A 22,547-nucleotide genomic window follows, 5' to 3' on the forward strand; every position below is an offset into this window, starting at 1 on the left:
AATAGCGCCGGCAAGACGACCCTCATGAATACGGTCTCGGGTCTCATTATTGATATGCGTCTGAAGGAAAAACGAAAGGGCGGAGAGCGTATTAACGTCTATGGTCAAATCGTCTATCAGGGAGAGGACGTCACCGAGATGAAGCCGAGTGACCGGGTCAAGAAAGGGATCGTTCTTTCCAGGGAGAGACATCCGGTATTCCCCGAAAGCAGCGTACTGGAAAACCTGAAAATCGCCGGCTATTTACGGCAAAGAGCCGAGATTCAAGAAACCATGGACACTATCTTCGAATTATTTCCGGCCCTGGTCCCATTAAAGAATCGAAAGGCCGGATTCCTCAGCGGCGGGGAACAACAGATGCTGGCTATTGGTATGGCCCTGGTAGTCCGCCCCAAGCTTCTTCTATTGGATGAACCGCTTCTGGGATTAAGCCCCGTGATGCAAAAGGTCCTGGTGGAGGGCATCGCCAGCCTGAAAAAAAAATCAGGGATTACTGTCTTATTGAGTGAACAATTTGCCAGACCGGTCTTGCCTATGATCGACCGGGGATATATCATCGAAAACGGAATGTTAACCTTAAGCGGGACAGGGGATGAACTCATGGATAATCCGGAGGTAAAATCCGCCTATTTTGGGGTATGATGGGAAAAGTGGAACTTATTAAACAGGATACTATATTTTCAACTTTCGAGACCATGGCGGAGAGGCGGAAAAACCACCCCGCCCTCATCTATCTCGGCACCAAATACTCCTACCGGAAAGTAAAGGATCTTTCCGAACGCTTCTCCTCCGCCCTGACGGCCATCGGGGTCAGGCCGGGGGAAAAAATCATCATTTATCTTCCGAATACGGTCCAATGGGTGGTCTCCTGGTTTGGGATTCAGAAAGCCGGCGCGGTTGCAGTTCCCATCTCGCCCATCTATACGCCCGCCGACCTCCGGTATATTGCCAATGACAGCGGGGCCGAAAGCATTGTCTGCGCCGACACCAATTTTGGTTATGTCAAGCGGGTCATGCCGGAAACGGGGCTAAAAAGGGTTATCGTCACCCGGATGGCCGACCTGCTTCCCTGGTGGAAAAGGTATTTCGGTTATCTTTTCGATGTCATCCCTAAAGGCAAAATCGCCCTCGGAGGAGATATTTTTTCCTTCAGATCCCTCCTTTTTAACACCCCTCAGACTCCCGGGGCAGCCCTCCCCGTCCCCCAAAAGGGAAGGGCCATTGCCGAGATTCTTTATACCGGCGGTACCACTAAGCATCCCAAAGGCGTACCGATCCCTCATGATCTTTTCTTAGTCAGCGTGAATGAGCAAATCAGGGTAAGCGAACCCCTTGTCCCGGCTGAAGAAAACATCCTCATGGGGAATGCCCCCTTATTTCACATCATGGGCCAGGCCTGTGCCTTGTCCACCCTCCTGGTGGGGGGAACGCTTATGATCCAGCCCAAAGTAAACCTGGATGCAACCTTTGAATCCATGGAGAGGTTCAAGGCAACGAGCATGATCGGCGTTCCCACCCTTTACCGCATGATTCTCGAACACGATCGAACCGATCAATATAACCTGAGCAGCGTGAAATACTGGTATAGCGCCGGCGACGTTCTACCTATGGAGGTAGGCAAACGATGGCACGAAAGATTCGGAAAGGTGATTTATCAGGGATATGGGGCGACTGAAACCTGCGGTGGGGTGACCATGTGTCCGGTGGATATTCCGAATCCCCCCAAAAGTGTCGGCCGTGTGGTTCCAAGCAAAAAAATTAAACTGGTAGACCCTTCGACGCTCGCGCCTGTGGAAAAGGGACAACCGGGAGAACTGCTGGTCTCTTCCGACTTCATGGTAACCAGCTATCTCAATAAACCGGAAGAAACGGTCGAATCTTTCATCGAGATAGAAGGCAGGAAATGGTATCGCACCAACGACATTATGTCCATGGATGGAGAGGGCAACCTCTTTTTTATCGACCGAACCGTTGACACTATCAAACATAAAGGCTACAGGGTATCGGCCTCCGAGATAGAAGCGGTCCTTCAGGAACATCCGGCGGTTATCGGCTCTTGTGTAGTAGGGATACCTGATGAAAAAGTAGGGGAACGCATTAAGGCCTATGTGGTTCTTAAAGAAGACGTCAAGGGGATCACCGGTTATGACCTCATCAAATGGTGTCGGAAGCAATTGGTCTCTTATAAGGTGCCCCAGTATATCGAATTTCGAGATATGCTCCCCAAGTCCAAGGTCGGCAAGCTCCTGAGACGGGAAGTCCGAAAGGAAGAACATCAGCGGGCCGAAAAGGATGATAAAAGCGACAGCGTCTTAAAAGATGCCGGGATGTAGGGGTAAAGTTAGGACGCAGATTTTCGCCGATACCCGCAGATAACTATTCTTTATATTCAAAATCTTGGCAATCTGCACGATCGACTCTCTGCCGATCCGAATTCAATCGGCTTTCAGCCGATCCGAGTCGATCTGCGTCCAAAAAGGAAATTCCTAAACTATCAAATCAGACAGGATTTACAGGATTACAAGATATGTTATATTCTGGTGTTGATAGATACGCGTTACTGGTTACCCGTTTTTTCGAGCAACCAGTAACGAGGAAAGGTCTCCTTATTGTTTAGAATAGTATAAAGTGTTACTTAATCCTTGGGTTCTTTGAATTGCATCTTATCATTAAAATCCTTCCAGAATTTCTCATCCGTATTCTGCCAATCCGGCCCAAAACGCTTACTGAAGAAATCCTCTAATTTTTCAAAAAGCCGTTTCCACCCCGGCATGGTCTCATAGCGGAGCACATCTTCCAGGAATGGGACGATCTCCCCTAATTTTTCCTTGGGTAAATAGGCCTTGGCCCCCAACTCAATGGACCGCTTCAAGGCCTCGGGGGACAAGGCATGGGCCGTCAGCATGGCTACCGGGAACTTGCGGTTAACCGCCAGGTCCAATAAATCAAAACCACGAACTCCCATGATGTCCAGGACCACCAGGTCATAGGTCCAGGAGATCATCAGCTCGACGGCTTCTTCATAGGAGGTGGCCTTATCCAATTTGCAATCCGGACAGGCATCCGAGATTTCTTCCTCAATTACAGCCAGAACATCCGGCTCATCATCCACGGCCAGCAAATGCTTATTTTTCAGTAACGTCTCTTTCATAAACCCTCCTTCTATCCAAGTTGTATTTAAATTTTTTCCTTATTTAATAATGACCCGATCCTGCCGGCCTTCAATTTTAGTATTGAAGTCCCGCCAAAAGCGATCGTCGGATTTCTTCCAATTTTTCCCGAAGCGGTCATCAAAAAAATCACCCAACTTTCCGAAAAGCCGGTTCCAGCCGGCAGGGGCTTCGTATTCCAGAATATCCTCCAGGAAAGGAACGATCTCCTCCAGTTTTTCTTTGGGGAGATAGGCCCGGGCTCCCATTTCGATGGATCTTCTTAAGGCCTCCGGAGTCATGGCATGGGCCGTCAGCATAGCCACCGGAAACTGCCTTTTAACGGCCAGTTCCAGGAGATCAAATCCACGAACCCCCATAATGTCCAGAAGGACGATGTCGTACTTCCAGGAGTTCAGCATCTCCTGGGCGGCCTCAAAATTGGTGGCCTTATCGATCTGGCAATCCGGGCAGGTCTCTAAAATCTCTTCGGATAAAACCTCCAGGATATCCGGTTCATCGTCAACCGCCAGGATCCTCTTGCCGTTTAAAATGGATTCTTCCACCATCGGTTTCTCCTTTCGTCCGGTTAGAGGAGGAATTCTGACCATGAATCGGCTTCCAACCCCTTCTCTGCTGATCAAAGTAATCTCCCCTTGCATGGTCTCTAACAGGGTTTTCACGCCACTCAGACCCAGCCCAAGCCCGGGGATTTGAGCCGTTTCCGGGTTGCTCAAACGTATGAAACGTTGGAAAATGCTCTTCTGCCCGTCCAGGGGGATCCCCGGCCCGTCATCTTCCACCGAAATGATCAGGTCCCGATCACCATGAATATCGATAAAAAGCCGCTTTCGACGGTATTTCATGCCATTGCTGATCAGGTTCCGGAGAATCTGTTGCACTTTTCTGGGGTCATGGGTAAAGGGCTCTCGCCTATACCGACCGGATATTTCAAAAAAAACACCTTGTTCGGCTAAAAGTTGTTTAAAGTTTTCGACCGATTCAGCCTGGCAAACCTTTTCGATCTCATTACCCTGGTGAACTTCCAAAATATCCAATAAGGCCTCTCGCAAAACCGTTTCCGGGGAAAAATGCTCTTGATGGAACACATTGGCCTCACAACGAAAGACCTCAATCATCTCCTGAATAAGGTTTTGAGCCTTTTGGGTATTTCTTAAAATCCGTTCCAGAATGGCCTGCTGGGATTCGGTCAAAGAGCCGCAGCGATCCTCTTTTCGGAGAAGTTTCTGGGCGCTTACAGCAACAACCGACAATGGTCCTCTCATGTCGTGTATGAACAGATCCATTAACTCTTTTTTGGCCTGCTTCCCCGGGTCGTCGGCCGGCTGCTCGGGTTCAACGGCTTTCCTTCTAAAAAACCTTTTCAAGGAGTTCCCCTTTATCTGATCGGATTATTTAATAATTTTTTATGCTTAATAGCGCATTTTTTGTCAAGAGAAATATTGACCTTGCCCAAAATCGTTTTTTATCATAAACGATGAAATAGGTCTCAAGCTAAAAAATAATTTGACTTATTATTTTTTTTTGATATATTATTTTATTTTAATTTTAAATTAATGTCTCATCAAAAAGTTAGGGTTCCCCGTAACCCGCTCCGAGCGGACGGGATGGTGTTTCCAGGCATTAGACTGCCTCGATTTTTATATTCCCATTAGAAAGGGGTGTTATAAAGGATGTCCATCAATGTGATTGTCAAAGACAACAACATTGAGGCGGGCATAAAGCTGTTACGGAAAAAAATGCAGATGGACGGCCTGAAGAAAGAACTCAAACAACGGGAGTTCTATGAAAAGCCAAGCGTTAAGAAAAAACGAAAACAGCGGGAAGCTGCCCGCCGCAAACGGAAGGCCAATTTATACAACCGATGATCGGGTAAATGATCCTTCAGGTTTTAGCCACCTGTTATTTTTTAGAGCCGATTTTTATTTTCCTTTTGTACTGTTCAGATTACGAAAAGAGAGGAGATATACGGCTCTAAAAAACCTTCCTAACTAACCTGACCTCCTCGGCATTTTACCTTTGAGTAAACAAAAGTTTTTTGCTCCCGAATGGTTCCAGTGGCGGGTCCCCAAAGACCTGGTGGGAACCATTCGGGCCGATGTTTTCCTTAAAAGGCACCTTCCCGGCTTTTCGCACCGGATCTTAGAAGATCTTTTTTCCAGGCAGTGCATTCAACTCAACGGGAGACCCGTAGCCAAAGGATTCAGGGCTTCCCCGGGGGACCTCCTGGAGATGAAGATCCCCGGGCCCCTGAGCCCCTTTTCGGTTTCCGATGAAGGCCTCAAGCTGACGGTTGTGTTTGAAGATCCCTATCTTCTGGTGATTGAAAAACCAGGTCTTGTGCCTACCCACCCGCTCAGTCCCTTTGAAACAAGGACCCTGGCCAATGCCCTGGTCGCCTTCCGGCCTGAAATCGTTAAAGTAGGAACTAAACCCCTGGAACCCGGACTGGTTCATCGTCTCGACATTGGAACTTCCGGTTTGCTGGTAGCCGCCTTGGAACAGGGCGTCTGGTTACAGCTCAAAAAAGACCTGGCTGCAAAAAGGTGGGAAAAAACCTATCAAGCCTTGGTCGAAGGGGTCCTTCAAAGGCCCAGGACTATCTCCTTCACATTGGCCCATGATTCCGAGGATAAACGAAAAATGAAAGTGATCCAGGACCTGGGTGAAAAGTACCGCGGACGAGTCTATCGGGCCACAACTCAGGTCCGGCCCATAAAAAAATATACCCGCCATACCCTGGTCGATGTCCGGTTGATTACCGGGGTGACCCATCAAATCCGGGCCCACCTGGCCTTTCAAGGACACCCTGTATTGGGCGACACCCTTTACGGATCAAAAACCGGTGAATCATTGGGGCTCCCTCCAGGCCGATTTTTCCTCCACGCCCGCCAGTTATCCCTTCCCCATCCGGTCAGCCGGGAACCGTTCACCTGGTTCTCCGAACTGCCGACAGATCTGCAGGAAGTCTTATCCCGAATGGAATAAGAAGAATCAGGACGCTGATTTTCGCCGATACCCGCAGATAACAATATCTTAATGTTAAAAATCTTGGCAATCTGCACGATCGGCTCTCTGCCGATCCGAATTCAATCGGCTTTCAGCCGATCCGAGTCGATCTGCGTCCAAAAAGGAAATTCCTATACAATGAATTTATTTTCGTACTAAGGATTAATCATCCCGGGTCAAAGGAACCATGACCTTGACAGGTTCCTGGATCCCGAAAAGATCTTGAAATTTTCTTAGATGTTCCAGAATGGTTGAAGAGAGTTCATGTCCCTTGGAAAGGATTTTTTTCGTACCGTCTAAAGACCAGATATTTTCCTCCAGAATCATCTTTTCTCTGAGGTTGACAACTGAAAGGGCTTGGCGGTCGAACTTCGCTTCAGTCCCCAAAACTTTTTCAAAGGAACTCAGGACAAGGGGATCATACAGGCCGCTTTCTTTACTTAAATGGAGGAGGGCCTTCCCCCGGCTTTCACCCCGGGTGGTCAAAATATCGAAATCCAATACGGCCTTCAAAATCCGTGCCCCCAGGGGAATCGTTTCTCCCTGCCGGTTATCGAGGGGAATCCCGGAACCGTCAAACCCCTTCTCCTGATAGAGAACGATTTCGGCCACGGGCTCCAAACGGGGGATTTGCTTCAATAGATCATGGGCGATGCCTGGGTGCATTTGAAAAATCTGAAATTCTTCAGAGCTAAGGGATTCCCCCTGATAAAGTTTTTTAATGGCCTCCTGTGGCAAAAGGATACAACCGATTTGGGAGAGCATAGCCGCTGTTTCCAAAGCCCATCTGTCGGCCGGCCCTATTTGACCGAGTTGTTCGGCAATTTCTCGAACATACCGCGTTATCCGGGAGGCCCGGCCGAAGGCCTCCGGATTCACCAGAGAAAGCACTTCGGTCAAGACCTCGATAGTCCCTTTGAGGGTCTTTTCCAACAACTCCCGCTCGGACGTTATGAGCTGATATTGTTTGAGGCCTTCGTTTAAGGCCCTGGCCATGACCTCGGTCGTACAGGGTTTGGTGAGAAAACGAAAGACATTACCTTCGTTAATGGCCTCAATGACCGCCTGGATTTCCGCAAATCCGGTCAACATCATCCGCACCGTATCCGGGGCTGCTTCCCGGACCCGGGTAAGAAATTCGATGCCGTTCATTCCCGGCATACGAAAATCTGAAACCACAACCGCAAAGGGACCGGCCCCGGCAATGGCCTGCAGGCCCTGCTCCCCGCTTTGGGCAATTTCGATCTCAAATTCTTTTCTGAACTGACGCCGGTAACCTTCCAAAATATTCAATTCATCATCCACAAAAAGAATCCTGTTACCCATGGATGGCTCCTTTTTCCTTAAATCCTTTTACCCAATCCCGCCATTCAGGAAGGCGGTTTTGCAGTCCCAAACGAGATAAATAGTTTCCGTTAATTTTACTCCGTTGGTCTTCTAAAACCCGGTCTTCCTGTTCCAGGGCATCGGCTACATGGACCGCGGTCAAGACATTAAAAGAATCCTGGGGAAAAGAATCGGGTTGGTGATGGAAGGCCAGGGCTTCGACCAATGGGTTTGGAAGACCCCATATCCCTAACAAATAGGCACCCACAGAACCATGATGGGCACCGAAAAGGCTTTCCTCCGCCTGCCAAAGGGGCACCCCGCTCTCTTCCGAGAGGGATAAGGCCGCATCGTATTTTTCAGGAAAATTGTCCGCCAAAACCAGTTTACCGCAATCATGAAGCAGCCCGGCCATGGAGGCGTATCCGTTTATGTTTGCATCCATGACTTCCTGCCTGGAAAGGGCCTTGGCAATACCGGCTGTGGCCTGGCTATGATGCCAGAGATCAGTAATCATGGTCTGAAACCGGGAGGTGTTTTGAAATTGGGCAAAGATATGAGCCGAAAGGATCATGGCCTCCAGGGCCTTGAAGCCTATAAAGAGGACCGCCTCTTGGGGACTGTTGACCTTACGGGGCAGACCAAAAAAAGCCGAATTGGCCAGTTGGAGAACCTTGGCCGTCATCCCCACATCCTGGGAGATTATTTCTGCCACCCGTTCTATAGAGCTGTCTTCACTCTGGATCACTTCTTCCAATTCAACATAGAGGGCCGGCAGGCTGGGAAGAGTGGATACTTGAGTAACCAGCTTCTTGAGGGAATGTTCCCCTAACAGGTCGTATAAGGCACAGGACCGGCTAATGGCCAAGACCAAGGTCTGGGGGTCGCAGGGTTTGGCCAGGAATTGATGGGCCAGGGGGACCGATTTCAGGACCATTTGATTATTGGAGAAGCCGGACAGGACAATCCGGATGACCCGGGCAAACCGTTTCTTGACCTCGGATAAAAATGCAACCCCGTCCATCCCGGCCATTCGCATATCGGTGACCACCACATCGAAGGGTTCTTTTTCCAACAGATCCAAGGCCGCCGCCCCTCCGGCAACGAAGCGCATTTCCCATTCATTCCTCATAAAATGAAGCATCCGCTGCAGACCCTGCAGTATTTTGGATTCATCATCCACAAAAAGAATTTTGCGTTTCTTAACCTCTGGCATCTACAGGATCCTTTATGGGTAAACGGATTTTAAAAGTAGCCCCCTGACCTATCTCCGACTCGACAGTAATAGAACCCTGATGCCGTTCCACTACGGCCGTATGGGATATGGCCAGCCCCTGGCCGGTCCCCTTTCCCACTTCTTTGGTGGTAAAAAAAGGGTCAAAAATTTTTGATTGGATCTCCGGGGGAATCCCTTTCCCGGTATCGCTGATCCGGATCTCCACCCAGGACTCATCCCGGCGGGTGGAGATGGAAATCTTCCCTTTCCCGTTGGAGCCGTCTCCGACGGCCTCGGAAACGGCCTGGGCGGCATTAACCAGGATATTCAGGATGACCTGATTGATATCGCCTGGAATACACGGGATAAACGGCAAAGATGGGTCCAAATCGGTAGCCAGGTCGGCCACATATTTCCATTCATTTCTGGCCACCACCATGGTGTTTTCAATGGCCTTATTGATATCGACCGCCACCTTTTCCTCTTTTCCCGGGTGGGCAAAAGCCTTCATGGATTGAACAATCCGACCGACCCGTTCCAGCCCCTCCAGGGTCTGTTGGAAGGCCTTGGGAATCTCCTCGGTCAGGTAGCCCAAATCCGCTCCCTGAATAGCCTCCTCCACTTCATTGAGAAAGCCATCTAAGGCCTCCCCTTTCCGGGCGCCTTCTTTCAAGGCCCCATATTTCCGTATAATATGGATTAAATCTTCAAAAGAAGTCTGCAGGAATCGGATATTATCGCCCACGTATTGGGTAGGTGTATTGATTTCATGGGCAATCCCGGCCGCCAGTTGGCCGATGGACTCTAATTTCTGGGCCTGGGTTAACTGACTCTCCAGGATCTTGCGCCGGGTAATATTGGCCCCCTGGATCAGGATCCCCACATCGGAAAAATCCTCTCCGAAAAGGGGGGTGATCCGTAACCCTAAAATGCCTTCTTTTCCGTCAGTTTGTAAAAATTTTAAGTTATCCAACCCCACAAGGGTATTCTCTTTTCGGCAGCGGGCAATGGATGTCTCAATTTGATTCGAATCCCAATGAATCCCCAAGTCCCCCAAAGGCTTTCCCAGGACTTCCTTTTCCAACAGCCCGAATTGTTCCTCGGCCTTGGTGTTCCAGAAGATAATCCGGTTTTCATCGGAAAGGGCCACCAGAATCGAAGAAATGGAATTAAGGAGCAAGGCGATCTTGGCGTGGGTCTTCTGCAAGGCCACTTCCGCCTGCTTACGCTCGGTGATGTCCCGGCAAATGCCCCTGAACCCGGCGGGTTCCCCTGAGGAATCTCTCATTAAAGATACGGAGATCTCGTTCTGCTTTTTCTTGCCTGTTTTAGTAGTAAACTCATACTGGAGGCCTTTCAGGGGCTGTCCGGTTTGATAAACCCGGTTAAATTCCTGTTGCAGCAATTGGGCATTCCGGGCATCGGTATAATCGCGACTGTGCATCCCGATGAATTCTTCCCTGGAAAATTCATGCAGCCGGGCCAGGGCATCATTAAAAAAGGTAAGCTGGCCGGTCAGGTTCGACTCGTAATAGCCATCTTCAATCGTTTCAATAATAGTCCGGTATCTCTCCTCGCTTTCCTTTAAGGCCGCCTGGGCCCGTTTCAGTTCCGTAATTTCACGACAAATCCCCCTGAACCCCACGGGTTTCCCGGCAGAATCTCTTATGAGCGATATGGAATTCTCTATGGCCTTTTTCCCTCCGCTTTTAGTAATGATCTCGAATTCGATACCCTTACAAGGTTTTCCCGTGAGATAAACCTGTCCGTAATCCCTGAACATTTTTTTGGCATTCCTGGTATCAGTAAACTTCTGATTATTCATACCCAATAGTTCAGCCTTTGAATGTTCATGAATCCGAACCATAGCCTCGTTGAAAAAAGTCAAATTACCGGCCAGATCGCACTCATAATAACCGTCTTCAATAGTTTCCAGGATGGTCCGGTATCTTTCCTCGCTTTCCCGTAAAGCCGCCTCGGCCTGTTTTCGTTCTAAAATTTTATACTCCAGGGTTACATTATTCTTTTTCAGTTCGAAAGTCCGTTCTTCGACCATGGTCTCAAGCTGTTCCTGATATTCTTTCAAAGCCCATGCGGATTGTTTTTGCCTGGTGATGTCCCGGGCTATGGCCTGAAATCCGACGGGTTCATCCTCCTTCATCCTTAATTGGACATGCTGACCCAGCCAGACCTCCCGGTTGTCTTTGGTTACCAAAGGAAATTCAAAATAAGTATCTGAAATCTTGTAAGCAAATTGTTTTCCGTAAACCCGGGAGGCTTCTGCCCGGTAATCGGGATGGATCAGGTCCAGGTAGTGCCGGCCGGTGAGTTCTTCTTTGGAATAACCGGTGATCCTTTCCGAAACGGGATTGAAAAAAATGAAAAGCCCCGCGGCATCCGTTTCATAAATGATATCGTCGGCCCCCTCTATTAAATTCAAATATTGGGCTGTCTCCCAGCAGGAGGCCTCAAGGTCCTGTTTCAGGCGGACCTGTTCCAGTTCCAGGGCACTAATCCGGTCCTGTAAACGGGTCAGTTCCTGTTCCTCCGGCTTATCCGGTGATGGATTATTCTCCAATTTCTTCAACTCCCAACGCCTTAATTAACCCCGGATCAACAGGAAAAAACGATTTTTGCCGGGACACAAAGGAATCAATTTTTTGACTATTAACTGAGGACCGAATCCCAGAGGCTATTAATGCAAAAAATACTCCTTAATTTCCTTATCGGTCTTTGGCGGGAAAAGTTGAAGAAATTTTTGTTTCAAAGTGAGGCTGCGCCGCAGGCTTTTTTTAAACAGCTCCGGTGAAATGGCTTCTTTTTTCAATTGATTCAAAAGGAAGGAATAACCTCTTTCGATCTTTTCGGGGTCATGACAGATCATCAAGCAATCGGCACCGGCCTGAAAGGACAAAAGCAAGGCTTCTTCGATCCCGTAATGCCGGCCGATGGCCCCCATCTCCAAATCATCAGTCATAACCAGACCTTCATATCCCAGGCTTTGCCGCAGGATCCCGGTGATAATCGGTCCGGAAAGGCTGGCCGGATATTTTTGGTCATAAACCGGATATTTTACATGGGAGACCATTATCGACCCTGTCTGCATTTTGACTGCTTCCCGGAAGGGAACCAGTTCCACCTCTTCCAGTTCTTTTTTTTCTTTTAACTGGATGGGCAGATCCTTATGGGAATCCAGATCGGTGTCTCCGATTCCGGGGAAGTGTTTGGCGCAGGCGATGATGCCGGCCTCCTGTAATCCGGTTATACATAAGGCCCCTAACCGGGCCACCTGAAAGGGGTCCGAACCGTAAGCCCTGGCGGCCATCAACCCTTCAGGCCCCCGGGTATTGACATCTAATACCGGGGTCAGATCCATATTGATCCCGACGAGCTTCAACTCCCGGGCCTGGGTTTGGGTAAAATCCCGGATCTTCCCTTCCGGATCTTCGGAAGAAGCCATAGCCGACTGGGATTCAAATAGGGTAAAGGGCGGCCCTAACCGGGCCACCGGACCGCCCTCCTGGTCAATGGAAATAAAAAGGGGGATAGAGGAACATTCCAGGGCCTTTTCCTGCAATTTACGGGAAAGCTCAGCTAATTGAAAGGGGTCCTGGACATTTCGTTTAAAAAGGATCACCCCGCCGATGTGCAATTTTTTTAAAAAATAGGCCAGATCGCTATTGAACCGGGTTCCTTCGAACCCCACCATAAAAAGCTGGCCCACCAATTCTTCAAGGGATTTCTTGCGGAGAAGACGTTCCATGATTTTTTCCGTTACGGGTTACGAGTTGCGGGTTCAAAACCATCCGAACCTTGAACCTTGAACCATATTTTCGAACTAAACCCTCATGCCCCTGGGGGCACCACGAGGCATGAAAATTCTTTTCGCCGAACGCCGAACGCTGAACGACGAACGGTATTTTCGACCTAAAAGTTGTCTATTCCAGCCGGAAAGTGACCGGGATCTGGACCCACATCTCGGCCGGCTGCCCGTCTTTTTGGCCTGGGATGAACTTCCATTCCCTCACCCCCTTCAAGGCGGAATGATCCAGGATGGAAAACCCTGAAGAACGCACCACCTCAAGGGATCCTACTGAGCCGTTTTTTAACACCAGGACCCTGATCAGGGCGGTCCCCTGCCAGCCTTGCTCCCGGGCCGATACCGGATAATAGGGTGCCCGGTTCATACTATAGCGGGGAACAGCCAGACTTTCGATCAAGGCGTTTCCCCTGGCCGGGGAAAAAGAGACCTGGGTTCCTTGAACCGCTCCGGCCGGCCGGTCCGGCCCTCCCATCCCTTTACCTTCCGACGGGGATCCATTGGAGAGGACCTGCAAAGAGAATGAGGTTCCTCCATCCCTTCTATCCCCTTTATCCTCATGAGGAATACCCGACTTTTCTTCCCGGGAAGGGTTTCCGGCCGGGGTGGTCGATGGGAGTGGGGTCGGATGGGGGGGAACAATAATCTCTTTCTTCCCTATTCTTCCGGGAGGATTTTTGGGGGGGGCTTCCTGTTGGACCGGGGGGTTCAGCCTGGGCGGAGAAACCAAAGAGACCTTAAAAATACGATAACGATCCAGGGAAAAAACCGAATGGGCCAAATAAGGCCAGGAGAAGAGCAGGATCCCCAGGATGCCTCCATGAAGGCCCATGGCCCATAACAGGGATTTAAGAAACTCCTTAGGCATTGATCTCCCGGCCGCTCATCAGGGTAATCCTGGGGCTTTGGGTAAAGGGGTTTTGATCCACCACCACCCGGGTCCCAAAGACCTTTTCAATGATTTCCTCTTTGATCACCTGGGCCGGCGTCCCAATGGTTTCAATTCGGCCCTGGCGGATCAAAATCAATCTCCGGCAGTATTGGGCGGTCAGGTTGATATCATGGGAGGCCACCAGGATGGTCAACTCCTTTTCAAGATTCAAGGCTGAAATCAGGTCCAGAATATTAACCTGATGCTGTATATCCAAAAAGGCCGTCGGTTCATCTAAAAGAAGCAGTTTGGGCTTTTGGCAGAGGGCCCGGGCCAGATAAACCCGTTGCCGCTCTCCACTGGATAATTCGGATAACAGCCGATGTTTTAAGTGCGTTATCTGGGTCCGTTCCATGGCTGCCTCGGCCAGACGTACATCTTCAGGACCTTCCAGTTGAAAGCGCCGCAGATAGGGGAAACGCCCCATAAGGACCGATTCCAGGACCGTAGGTGAAAAAACCAGAGAGGTTTCCTGAGAGACCAGGGCTATTTTCCTGGCAACCTGATTTTGGGTGAAGCCGGTCAGCGGTTGATCTTCCCATAAAACCCGCCCTTCTTGAGGCACCAAAAGCCGGGCCATACATTTCAGCAGGGTGGTTTTTCCTGATCCGTTCGGGCCGATGAGCCCCACCAGTTCCCCCCGCCCCAACTCGAAGGCGATCTCCTGGATGACCCACTGATGGTTATAGCGGTAGCCTACCTGTTCACTCTTGATCAAGGGGACCATGAACGCCTCCTTAAATACAACAGGGTTAGAAAAAACGGGGCCCCTAAAAAGGCCGTGATCACACCCACCGGGAGTTCACTGGGGGAAATAAGGACCCTGGCCAATAAATCGGCCCCGATGAGAAAGGAAGCCCCGAAAAGACCGGAGGCCGGCAGGAGGAGCCGATGATCAGGTCCGAAGGCCATACGGACCAGGTGAGGAACGATCAATCCGACAAATCCGATAATGCCGCTGAAGGCCACGGTAATCCCGCACATAAAGGAGACCAGGATCAGGGAGATCCACTTGGTCCGTTCCACGGCCAACCCTAACTGAGAGGCCACCTCTTCTCCGGAAGCGATAAGATTAAATGACCGGGCCATTCCATACAGGACAAAGGAAACCGACAGGATGACCGGAATCATGGCCCAAAGATCAGAGAAACGTCCCCGGCTCAAATCTCCGTAAAGCCAGAAAAGCAGGGTATGGAGTTTTTCACCCGAGGTCGTAGCCAGGGCGAACATGATTAAGGCGGCAAAAAAAGCATTAACAATCACCCCGGTTAAAATAAGGGTATTGGCCTCGATGGACTGGGCCTTCTGGGCGATGGCCAGAACCAGGGTGATGGTTATTAAAGCCCCTAAAAAGGCCATAGTCGGAATACCCCCCCAAAAAAGAACCCCGAAAATGATGCCGGCCACGGCCCCAAGGGCCGCCCCGCTGGAAATACCGAGCAGAAAGGGCTCGGCTAAAGGGTTACGCATCAGGGCTTGAAAAACCACCCCCCCGATGGACAATGACCAACCCACAATCCCGGCCAGAAGGACCCTGGGCAGCCGAAGATCCCAGAGGATGGCACGGGAAGTGGAATCCAACCCGGCTCCAACCAGCCCTTGAAAGACCGGGATTCTGACCGAACCCCATCCCAGGCCCATGGCACAGGCCCCCAGAAGGATCAGGGTCAAAAGGCCCAGAACCGAAATGAGTTTTTTATAAGTGACCAAACAGGCTCCCGTTCATTATTTATCCCTGAGACCCAATTCCCGTATCTCAATGACCATTATGGAATCTTTTAGATTTCGCTCATAAGCGGTTATTTCCAGGCTTTTCTTAAAGGGCGGGCCATCCAAAACCAGGGTATGGTATTCCCCCTGCTCTCCGCATAAATCCAGACCGGTTTCCGAACCAAGGGCGCATAATTGTTCAATGGAATGATTGTTTATTTCCCGGCCCAGCCATTCTTCCGTAAACCAGGGCTTCTTGACCCCTGAAAAAACAACCCGAAACCCCCTGGACAGAAGGCGGTTCAGAAGCCCAAGCCGGTCCTGTCCCCAAAGAGGCGTCAAAACCCTCATCCCGGAAGGGAGGCTGCATTCCCGGATCCAATTGGGATAACCGTCCACCTGGGCGATATCGCCGGTTACCAGGGTATCGACTCCAAGCCCTTCTTTTATCGAAAAAATGGCCTTTTCATAATTTTCTTGAAAAGGCTCCGAAATATTAACTATATAATGGGGAATCTCCAGTGCCTGGGCCTGCATCTTCATAAAAGAAATGGGGTGGGCCAAAAAATCGGCCCCATCAGGAATAAAGGTCACTAAATTCCTGATGGCATACCCTGACAACCTGGCCTCATAAAGGGCCAGGGCCGAGTCCTTCCCTCCGGTCCATAAAACGGCTGCTTTCATTATTATTTTCCCTTTCTCAACTCCGGGTGAATGGCCCTGGCCAAAGCTTCCAGTCCATCGATCAGTCGGGGAGAGGGCCGGTCCAGAAGATCGGAATCAAGGATATGAATCCTGCCCTGCCTGACGGCCGGCAGTTGATCCCATCGTTGCCAGCGATCCTTTTTCCGCTCCGCTGCGACTCCCCGCTCCATGGAGGTGATCAGGATGACCTCGGGACTGGAGCGCAGCACCTGTTCCAAACTGTATTTTGGATATTTAATGGATTCCTTACCGCTGATATTGATCCCCCCGGCCAATTGAATCAAATGGTTATGAAAGGTATCCTGGCCTACGGTGATTAAGGGATTTTCATTGATCTGTAAAAAAACCCTGGGATGGGACAATGGGGAACAGGCTTGAACGATCCGCTCGGCCCGTATCTTAAGAACCCGGACCAGCCCTTCCGCCCTATGGGTCTGTTGGACTATCCGCCCGATGGTTTCAATGGTTTCATAAACCTCGTTCAAGTTTTTCGGGTTGGTCACCAGGACCGGTATACCGAAACCGACCAGCCTTTCCACTGAACCTTTTTCATTGCCGTCGGCCGTAGCGATCACCAAATCCGGTTTTAAGGAAAGGATCCTTTCAATGTTCAGGTCGATATAACTGCCCACCCGGATTTTGGACAAGGCCCCGGCCGGGTAGTTGCAGTGTTGGGTCACACCGATCACCCGGGCGCCTAAACCCAGGGTGAAAAGGATCTCTGTAATGTTCGGGGCCAGGGAAATGATCCGCTGGTAATCTTTCGGGACCACCCGGCGATTGTAAAAATCCAGATCTCCCGCGGCCCATAAAGGGGCCGGAAGCGCCTGGAGCCAAAGGAGGAAAAAAACAAAGCCTCTGATAAAAAACGTTAGTGGGCCCATAAAATAAACTGAATATGATTCGTGGCGCCCCCTGCGGAAGCCACGAATCATCAAAAAGATTTACTCCGAACTCCGAACTCTATGCTCCGAACTCTATTTTCGTATTAGAAGTTATACACCACCCCCACCGTAATCGAGCGTCCCGGGGACGGATAGCCCTGATCGCTGAAGCTGGTTCCCGGCTGTTCCGTATAGCTACCGTCCGTGAGATTCAACAGGGACAGGGTTCCTGTCCAGTTCTTGGTAAAAGGATGACTCACTTTCAAGTCCAGGGTATAATAGGACACGAAGGTTTTTTCTAACTGCCTTACCTTGGGAAAGGCACTGTAATCATCATAATAGAAAACCCGCTCCCCGAGGTATCTCCCGGTCAGGTTGAGGCGGGTTTTCCAGCAGGTCAGATAGCCGATCGAGAGTCGGGCCTGATGCTGCGGGACGGCCGCCGCCTTCCGTTCCACGATTTCAGTCGTATTAAACAGGGCATCCTTTAATTCCCGATTCTTCTGTTTGGAATCCAGATAGGTATATCCCAGGACAAGGGAAAGGTCCTTTATCGGGTTCCATTGGATCCCAACTTCTCCACCCCAGGTATTCTGTTCGTTCACATTCTGGGGCTGCCAGTTGCCATTGGCATCCGGAATCCATTGAATCTTGTCTTTGACCTCCCAGCGAAAGAGCCCCGCGGTGAACTGGACCTTGTTATCCTTCAAGGCGTGATCCAGGGTGATTTCATAGCTCACCCCCTTTTCCGGGGAAAGTTTGGCATTCCCAAATCCCGGCCAGAATAAGTCGTTGAAAGTCGGTGGCCGGAAAGCCCGTCCGTAGTGGAATTTGATATTGGTCCGATCCATGGGGGCATAGACCGCTCCCAAATCAGGACTGAATTCCGACCCGTACCGGGAGGTATTATCATAGCGCAGGCCGCCGATAAGCCGCAATCGAGAAAGGGCCTGCCAGTGTTCCTGGGCAAAGATGCCCCAGATGTTATTATCGGGGATCCAGCGGGTAGTGGTAATTTGAGAAGTACTCAAGTCTTTGGATTTTTGTTCGGCCTCCAGATCTTCCTTCCGATAATCCGTACCGAGAGTCAGCTTATGATCTTTATGAAAGGCCCAACGCAGATCCAGTTTAGTACCATAGATGTTGGATTTATAGGAAAACCGGTCTTCTACTGCCGACGGAAAGCCCATATATTTTTGTCGATAAAGAAGTTCCCGAAAATCCTGATAGCCCTGCCAATGGACCTGAAGACTTTCCGCCGGCTCCCATTGCACTCGCAGGGCATTGTTGAACATATTATCATCCTGATGATCGAACAAACTGGAGACCTGGCTGTTGCCGAAGACCGGGATGGCTCCTGATGCCGGTTTGGGACCCGGGACCCCTATGCCGTCCTGGTGGGCCTGGGTCAAGAGACTCAAGGACAGGCGGTCCAGGAGTTGATAGGTCAATTTGGAGGAAAAATCCTTACCCTCATACTTGGAATTGTCCCGATGACCGTCCGAGGATTTGCGGCCGGCAGTCAACAGATAACCAAAACGGTCCAGGGTCTGACCGTGTTCGGCTTGCACCGTCTGGGTATTAAAAGTTCCGTAAGATGCACCGGCTTTGAATGTGGGTTTAAGCGGCGGGTTTTTAGTGATCACATTAATGACCCCGCCCAGGGCATTGGCCCCATAAAGGTGGGAGGTCGGGCCTTTAACGATCTCGATGCGTTCCACATGGTCCAGCGGTATTTCGCTTAGATCGGCTGATCCAAAGGTAATGGAATTGGTGGGTCTACCGTCCACCATGACCAAAACCTGGGAAGAGCTGGAACCCCGGATACTTACCGACTGGGCCGAACCTAAAGGGCCATAACCGGTGACATCGATGGACAGGTTCCCTTTGAGTAATTCCCCGACATTCTTGGCCGATGAGGCCTCAATCTCCGGGGCCCCGATGACCATGACGGCATTGGGAATATTTTTGCTCGCTTCCCTGGTCCGGGTCCCGGTGACCACTACTTCCTCCATTTGAACCGGAGGCCCATCGGCCCAGCCTAAAGTGCATCCCATTAACCCCAATCCGGCCGCCAACCACCAACAACTTCTTCTTCTTTTCATTTCCTTCTCCTTTCCCTCGAAAGAGGTCTGTTTATTTTGTCGGCCCAGTATCCTGACTGACGGCAGCCTACTTTCCTCGCCTTCCCATCCCGCCTCCGGCGGTACAGTGGCCTGCTGGGATTTCGTTCCGTCTACAGTTGCGGGGCAGTGCTGGTTTGACCAGACTTCCTGGGACCCGACAATCTTATTACGCGTTGCTCGTTTCTTGTTACTCGTTACATGTTTCTCGTTACTCGTTATTTGTTATTTGTTACTCGTTATTTGTTGGGGTTGCTGCCAATACCAGCAACGGGTAACCAGGAACGAGTAACCTTTATTTATAATAAATCCCATTCATCAAGACGACCTTGGAAGCTTTTCCATAAAACTCGATGATATTCAGACAGGCATAGCCCTGGTCCATAAAAAACATATTTTTAAACCGCAATCCCAGGGCCTGGGCCAGGATAATACGGTTGACGCCGGCATGGGCCACCAAAAGAATATCCTTTCCCTGTTCTTCCTGAAGCAGGGTTTTCAAGCCCTTTAAGACCCGGCTGCGGAATTGGGACCAGTTTTCTCCGCCGGGGAAATAAAAATTTTTCAGGTCATAAAAAAAAAGCGCCTTAAATTCCGGGTTCTTTTTTTTGACCTCATCCCAGGACTTACCATCCCAATCCCCCATATTCATCTCTCGAAAAGCCGGACGGGTAACCGGTCTTATGGAACGGCCCTGGCAGATGGACCGGGCCGAATCCACGGCCCGCTTCAGATCACTGGCATAGGCCTGATCCAACGGGGCCTCTTTTAAGTATTCAGCCAGGGACTGGACCTGTCTTTTCCCCCGAAGGCTGAGGCCCAGATCAGTAAATCCTAAAAACTTTCCTTGCCCTCGACTGACTACTTCTCCATGACGGACTAACAAAAGACGGGTCGGTTTTTTTTGTTCAGACATGAGTGGTCACTCCCAATACGTAAAGCATTCCCCAAACTTCAGTAGATTCTATGACCGCCCCCATAACGTCTCCGGTGATGCCCCCCAATTTTCTAAAGAAATACCAGCCGCAGACCAAACTCCAAAATAAGGCGACTACGATCAATCCCAGTCCATAAATGTTGGCCACGATCAAGGCCGGCCCCCAGGCCAGAAGGGTGGCCCAAAAGAGTTCCTTTTTCCCGGTGCCCTGGACCAGGGCCTGCCCCAGACCGCCCGACGGCCTGGCATAGGGAAACCAGTAACATAAAAAGATCGGGGTCCAGCGGCTGAGCATGGGTATAAGGATGATCCACAGCCACAAGGATGGGAAAGCCACGATTTCTTTCAGGGCCAGATATTTGATCCCCAAAATCAGGATCAGCCCGACGATTCCCATGGTCCCCAAATGAACATCCTTCATAATGCGGAGGCGTCCATCCTGATCGGTCCCGCCGTAAAGGCCGTCCAGACAATCAGCCAGGCCGTCCAAGTGCAAGGCCCCGGTCAGGACCACCCAAAAGGCCACCACCAGCCCACTGGAAACAGGGGTGGGGAAAATAAAAATAACCCCGTAAAAAAAAAACCAAACCAGCCCTCCGATAAGTGCACCCACCAGGGGATAGTATTTACCGGCGGCTGCCACGGAAGCGGAATTTATTTCCCGGCCCTGTCCCAGAGGGATGATAGTTAAAAATCGGAGGGCCAATAAAAAAGAATCCACCTATTTCCCCTTAACGACCAAAGGGATCCCGGCCACCATCAAAATGACCTGATCGGCTATCCGGGCAATCTCCTGCTGCAGCTTTCCGCTCAGATCCCGAAACGTTCGAGCCAGGGAATTTTCCGGAACGATCCCCCAGCCCACTTCATTTCCGATGAGGACCACGGAGGTTTCCAGCCTTTTCAATATCCCTAAAAAAGCCTCCGTTTCCTGAAGGATAGCCTGCCGGTCTTCCCCCATACCCCCCAATAGATTGCTGACCCACAAGGTCAGACAATCCACGACTACAATAGAACAGTGGTTCATTAATTTTTCAATTTGGGAGGTTATGGCCAAAGGTTCTTCGATGGTCAGAAAGGCCGAATTTCTTTCCTCCTGGTGCCGGCGTATACGCTCGGCCATTTCATCATCCAGGCTTTGGGCCGTGGCAATATAGGCCCGGGGTATGGGAAAGGAGGTGGCCCATTGGACGGCCAGACGGGTTTTTCCACTGCGTACCGGGCCGGTGATGAGGGTCAATCGGGCATTGGGGTCGATTTTAGGGTCCAAAATAAAAAATCCTTAAGTTCAAATTTCTGAACTTAAGGATGGCACCCAGCTTACTTGATCCATTAAGTCGAATCCCCCCGTGTCCAACGCTTTTGGGGATTCCTCCATAAAGGCAGGTCTTCTGACTTCCGGATCTTCCTACTTTCCACACCTTCCCGTCCGCCTTAAAACGGACAGTGGCTCTTGCGGATTTCGTCCCCGGATACAGCGGCGGGACCGTGACGGCCTTGAACCGTCTTCCCTTTTAAACCGGTCTTGGTACCTTTACGTGTATTTACTTTATTGAAACAGCCTTTTTATGTCAATAAAAAAATCAGTTTAGTGCCATTAAATTCTTTCCCAAATAAATCGCAGACCAAAAACCAGAAAGGCCATGGTCAAAGATGAACCATAGATGATCCTAACTGTTTTTTGGTAATCCGCCAAGGTTATCTCCGAGCGATCGTCTCCCAAAAAGGCTTTATCGCACTTCTCCCCATCATGATAGGAAGGCCCCCCTAATTGAATCTGTAAAGCCCCGGCCAAAGCCGCTTCGGGGATGGCGGCATTCGGACTTTCCGATTTTCCTCCGTCCCGCCGCCGAATGCGAAAGGCCTCTCCGGCCGAAAGACCGAGAGGCCAGGCCAGGAGGCAGATCAATAAACCGGTGATCCGGGCCGGGATGAAATTAAACAGGTCATCCATTCGTGCCGAGGCCCAGCCGAAATGAAGATAGCGGCTGTCTTTATAACCCACCATGGAATCGAGGGTGCTGACTGTTTTAAAAGCCATAGCTAAAGGCACCCCTCCCAAAAGGAGATAGAACAAAGGGGCGATAACCCCGTCGGAAAGGTTCTCCGCCAGGGTTTCCAGGACCGCTTTCAGGATCTCCGAATAAGTCAGGTGTTCCGTGTCACGGCCGACGATTCGGCTCAAATTTTTTCTGGCCTCGGAAACCCGGCCGTCTTTCAAGGCCTTCACCACCCGGGCCGCTTCCTGATGAAGGGAGCGGGTGGCCAGGGTAGTGTAGGCCAGGATTATTATGAGCAGGGACCCCGCCCAGGGGTGAACTATTTTTACCCAATCGATCAGCCGGTAACTGATCAGAAAAATCCCCACCGGCAATCCAAGGGCCAAAAGACAACCGGCCGCCTTTTCCCAGGAGGGCCGGAAAGAGGGCCATCTCAAAATTTTTTCAAAAACTCGAATTAAAAATCCAATTCCCCGGACCGGATGGGGAAAATATTTTGGGTCGCCTAAGATCAGATCCAGAAGATAAGCCAGGGCAAAGTGATGAGCTTTCAAAGCTAATTATCCCGAACCAAATTTCAGACTTTCCTTAGCTTTTTCCAAGCCCGCTGTGGCTTGCTTCGGCCAGGAGCAGGGCCAGGGCCTTCATATTTCCGCCATGTCCATAATCAATCATAGGTATTCCTGCGGTGGTCCAAAATAAAAATCCTTAAGTCC

20 protein-coding genes and 2 riboswitches are annotated in these 22,547 nt (G+C 50.4%); of the genes, 4 read left to right on the plus strand and 16 right to left on the minus strand.

Translation table 11 applies throughout. The features are described 5' to 3' along the window. Together HY879_05400 and HY879_05405 are read left to right on the plus strand one after the other, a co-directional pair. On the plus strand, positions 1-642 hold a 642-nt coding region (locus HY879_05400; protein ID MBI5602772.1), incomplete at its 5' end, for an ATP-binding cassette domain-containing protein. Continuing rightward, positions 642-2,333 carry an acyl--CoA ligase gene (locus HY879_05405; GenBank protein MBI5602773.1) on the plus strand — a complete coding sequence of 564 codons (1,692 nt, stop codon included), beginning with the start codon at positions 642-644 and terminating at the stop codon, positions 2,331-2,333. The genes HY879_05400 and HY879_05405, both read left to right, overlap by 1 nt. Before the next feature lie 302 nt (positions 2,334-2,635). Here HY879_05405 and HY879_05410 read toward each other — a convergent pair whose 3' ends face one another. Further along, complete coding sequence (locus tag HY879_05410) at positions 2,636-3,151, minus strand: response regulator (GenBank protein ID MBI5602774.1); 516 nt, start codon at positions 3,149-3,151, stop codon at positions 2,636-2,638. Positions 3,152-3,190: 39 nt separating this feature from the next. After that, positions 3,191-4,537 carry a response regulator gene (locus tag HY879_05415; protein MBI5602775.1) on the minus strand — a complete coding sequence of 449 codons (1,347 nt, stop codon included), beginning with the start codon at positions 4,535-4,537 and terminating at the stop codon, positions 3,191-3,193. A 312-nt stretch (positions 4,538-4,849) separates the two neighbouring features. Here HY879_05415 and HY879_05420 point away from each other — a divergent pair, with 312 nt between their 5' ends. Together HY879_05420 and HY879_05425 are read left to right on the plus strand one after the other, a co-directional pair. Continuing rightward, positions 4,850-5,038, plus strand: coding sequence for a 30S ribosomal protein S21 (locus HY879_05420; protein MBI5602776.1), 189 nt, complete (start codon positions 4,850-4,852; stop codon positions 5,036-5,038). 151 nt (positions 5,039-5,189) lie between these two features. Continuing rightward, complete coding sequence (locus HY879_05425) at positions 5,190-6,158, plus strand: RluA family pseudouridine synthase (protein MBI5602777.1); 969 nt, start codon at positions 5,190-5,192, stop codon at positions 6,156-6,158. 183 nt (positions 6,159-6,341) lie between these two features. On the opposite strand, the gene HY879_05430 is transcribed toward HY879_05425, so the two are convergent. From HY879_05430 to cobD, 14 genes are all read right to left on the minus strand, one after another. After that, positions 6,342-7,505 carry a response regulator gene (locus HY879_05430; protein ID MBI5602778.1) on the minus strand — a complete coding sequence of 388 codons (1,164 nt, stop codon included), beginning with the start codon at positions 7,503-7,505 and terminating at the stop codon, positions 6,342-6,344. Beyond that, on the minus strand, positions 7,498-8,721 hold the full coding sequence (locus tag HY879_05435; GenBank protein MBI5602779.1) for an HDOD domain-containing protein: 1,224 nt from the start codon (positions 8,719-8,721) through the stop codon (positions 7,498-7,500). The genes HY879_05430 and HY879_05435 overlap by 8 nt, the downstream gene beginning before the upstream one ends. After that, a complete protein-coding gene (locus HY879_05440) occupies positions 8,708-11,299 on the minus strand; it encodes a PAS domain S-box protein (protein MBI5602780.1) in 2,592 nt (863 codons plus the stop codon). The genes HY879_05435 and HY879_05440 overlap by 14 nt, the downstream gene beginning before the upstream one ends. 117 nt (positions 11,300-11,416) lie before the next feature. Further along, entirely contained in the window at positions 11,417-12,484 is a 1,068-nt protein-coding gene (locus HY879_05445; GenBank protein MBI5602781.1) for a beta-N-acetylhexosaminidase, read from the minus strand. Between the two features lie 175 nt (positions 12,485-12,659). Beyond that, entirely contained in the window at positions 12,660-13,409 is a 750-nt protein-coding gene (locus tag HY879_05450; protein ID MBI5602782.1) for an energy transducer TonB, read from the minus strand. After that, complete coding sequence (locus HY879_05455) at positions 13,402-14,199, minus strand: ABC transporter ATP-binding protein (GenBank protein MBI5602783.1); 798 nt, start codon at positions 14,197-14,199, stop codon at positions 13,402-13,404. The genes HY879_05450 and HY879_05455 overlap by 8 nt, the downstream gene beginning before the upstream one ends. Then, a complete protein-coding gene (locus HY879_05460; protein MBI5602784.1) occupies positions 14,187-15,182 on the minus strand; it encodes an iron ABC transporter permease in 996 nt (331 codons plus the stop codon). Before HY879_05460 ends, HY879_05455 begins: the two co-directional genes overlap by 13 nt. 15 nt (positions 15,183-15,197) lie before the next feature. Further along, the gene (locus HY879_05465; GenBank protein ID MBI5602785.1) at positions 15,198-15,866 is read right to left on the minus strand and encodes a diphthine--ammonia ligase; all 669 of its coding nucleotides are present in this window, start codon (positions 15,864-15,866) and stop codon (positions 15,198-15,200) included. Between the two features lie 2 nt (positions 15,867-15,868). Continuing rightward, positions 15,869-16,771: a cobalamin-binding protein gene (locus HY879_05470; protein ID MBI5602786.1), complete on the minus strand. Its 903-nt coding sequence runs from the start codon at positions 16,769-16,771 to the stop codon at positions 15,869-15,871. Between the two features lie 104 nt (positions 16,772-16,875). Next, complete coding sequence (locus tag HY879_05475) at positions 16,876-18,876, minus strand: TonB-dependent receptor (GenBank protein ID MBI5602787.1); 2,001 nt, start codon at positions 18,874-18,876, stop codon at positions 16,876-16,878. Positions 18,877-18,900: 24 nt separating this feature from the next. Continuing rightward, a riboswitch (cobalamin riboswitch) is annotated at positions 18,901-19,070 on the minus strand. A gap of 119 nt (positions 19,071-19,189) precedes the next feature. Then, the gene (locus HY879_05480; GenBank protein MBI5602788.1) at positions 19,190-19,810 is read right to left on the minus strand and encodes a histidine phosphatase family protein; all 621 of its coding nucleotides are present in this window, start codon (positions 19,808-19,810) and stop codon (positions 19,190-19,192) included. Continuing rightward, positions 19,803-20,552 (minus strand): adenosylcobinamide-GDP ribazoletransferase, encoded by a 750-nt coding sequence (gene cobS, locus HY879_05485; protein ID MBI5602789.1) that lies wholly within the window; start codon positions 20,550-20,552, stop codon positions 19,803-19,805. Before cobS ends, HY879_05480 begins: the two co-directional genes overlap by 8 nt. Further along, positions 20,553-21,101 carry a bifunctional adenosylcobinamide kinase/adenosylcobinamide-phosphate guanylyltransferase gene (gene cobU / locus HY879_05490; protein ID MBI5602790.1) on the minus strand — a complete coding sequence of 183 codons (549 nt, stop codon included), beginning with the start codon at positions 21,099-21,101 and terminating at the stop codon, positions 20,553-20,555. Positions 21,102-21,194: 93 nt separating this feature from the next. Next, positions 21,195-21,382: riboswitch (cobalamin riboswitch) on the minus strand. Positions 21,383-21,428: 46 nt separating this feature from the next. After that, the gene (cobD, locus tag HY879_05495) at positions 21,429-22,385 is read right to left on the minus strand and encodes a cobalamin biosynthesis protein CobD (protein MBI5602791.1); all 957 of its coding nucleotides are present in this window, start codon (positions 22,383-22,385) and stop codon (positions 21,429-21,431) included. Positions 22,386-22,547 lie beyond the last annotated feature (162 nt).

The organism is Deltaproteobacteria bacterium, from assembly GCA_016219225.1.
In the GTDB taxonomy this organism is placed as follows: Bacteria; Desulfobacterota; RBG-13-43-22; order RBG-13-43-22; family RBG-13-43-22; genus RBG-13-43-22.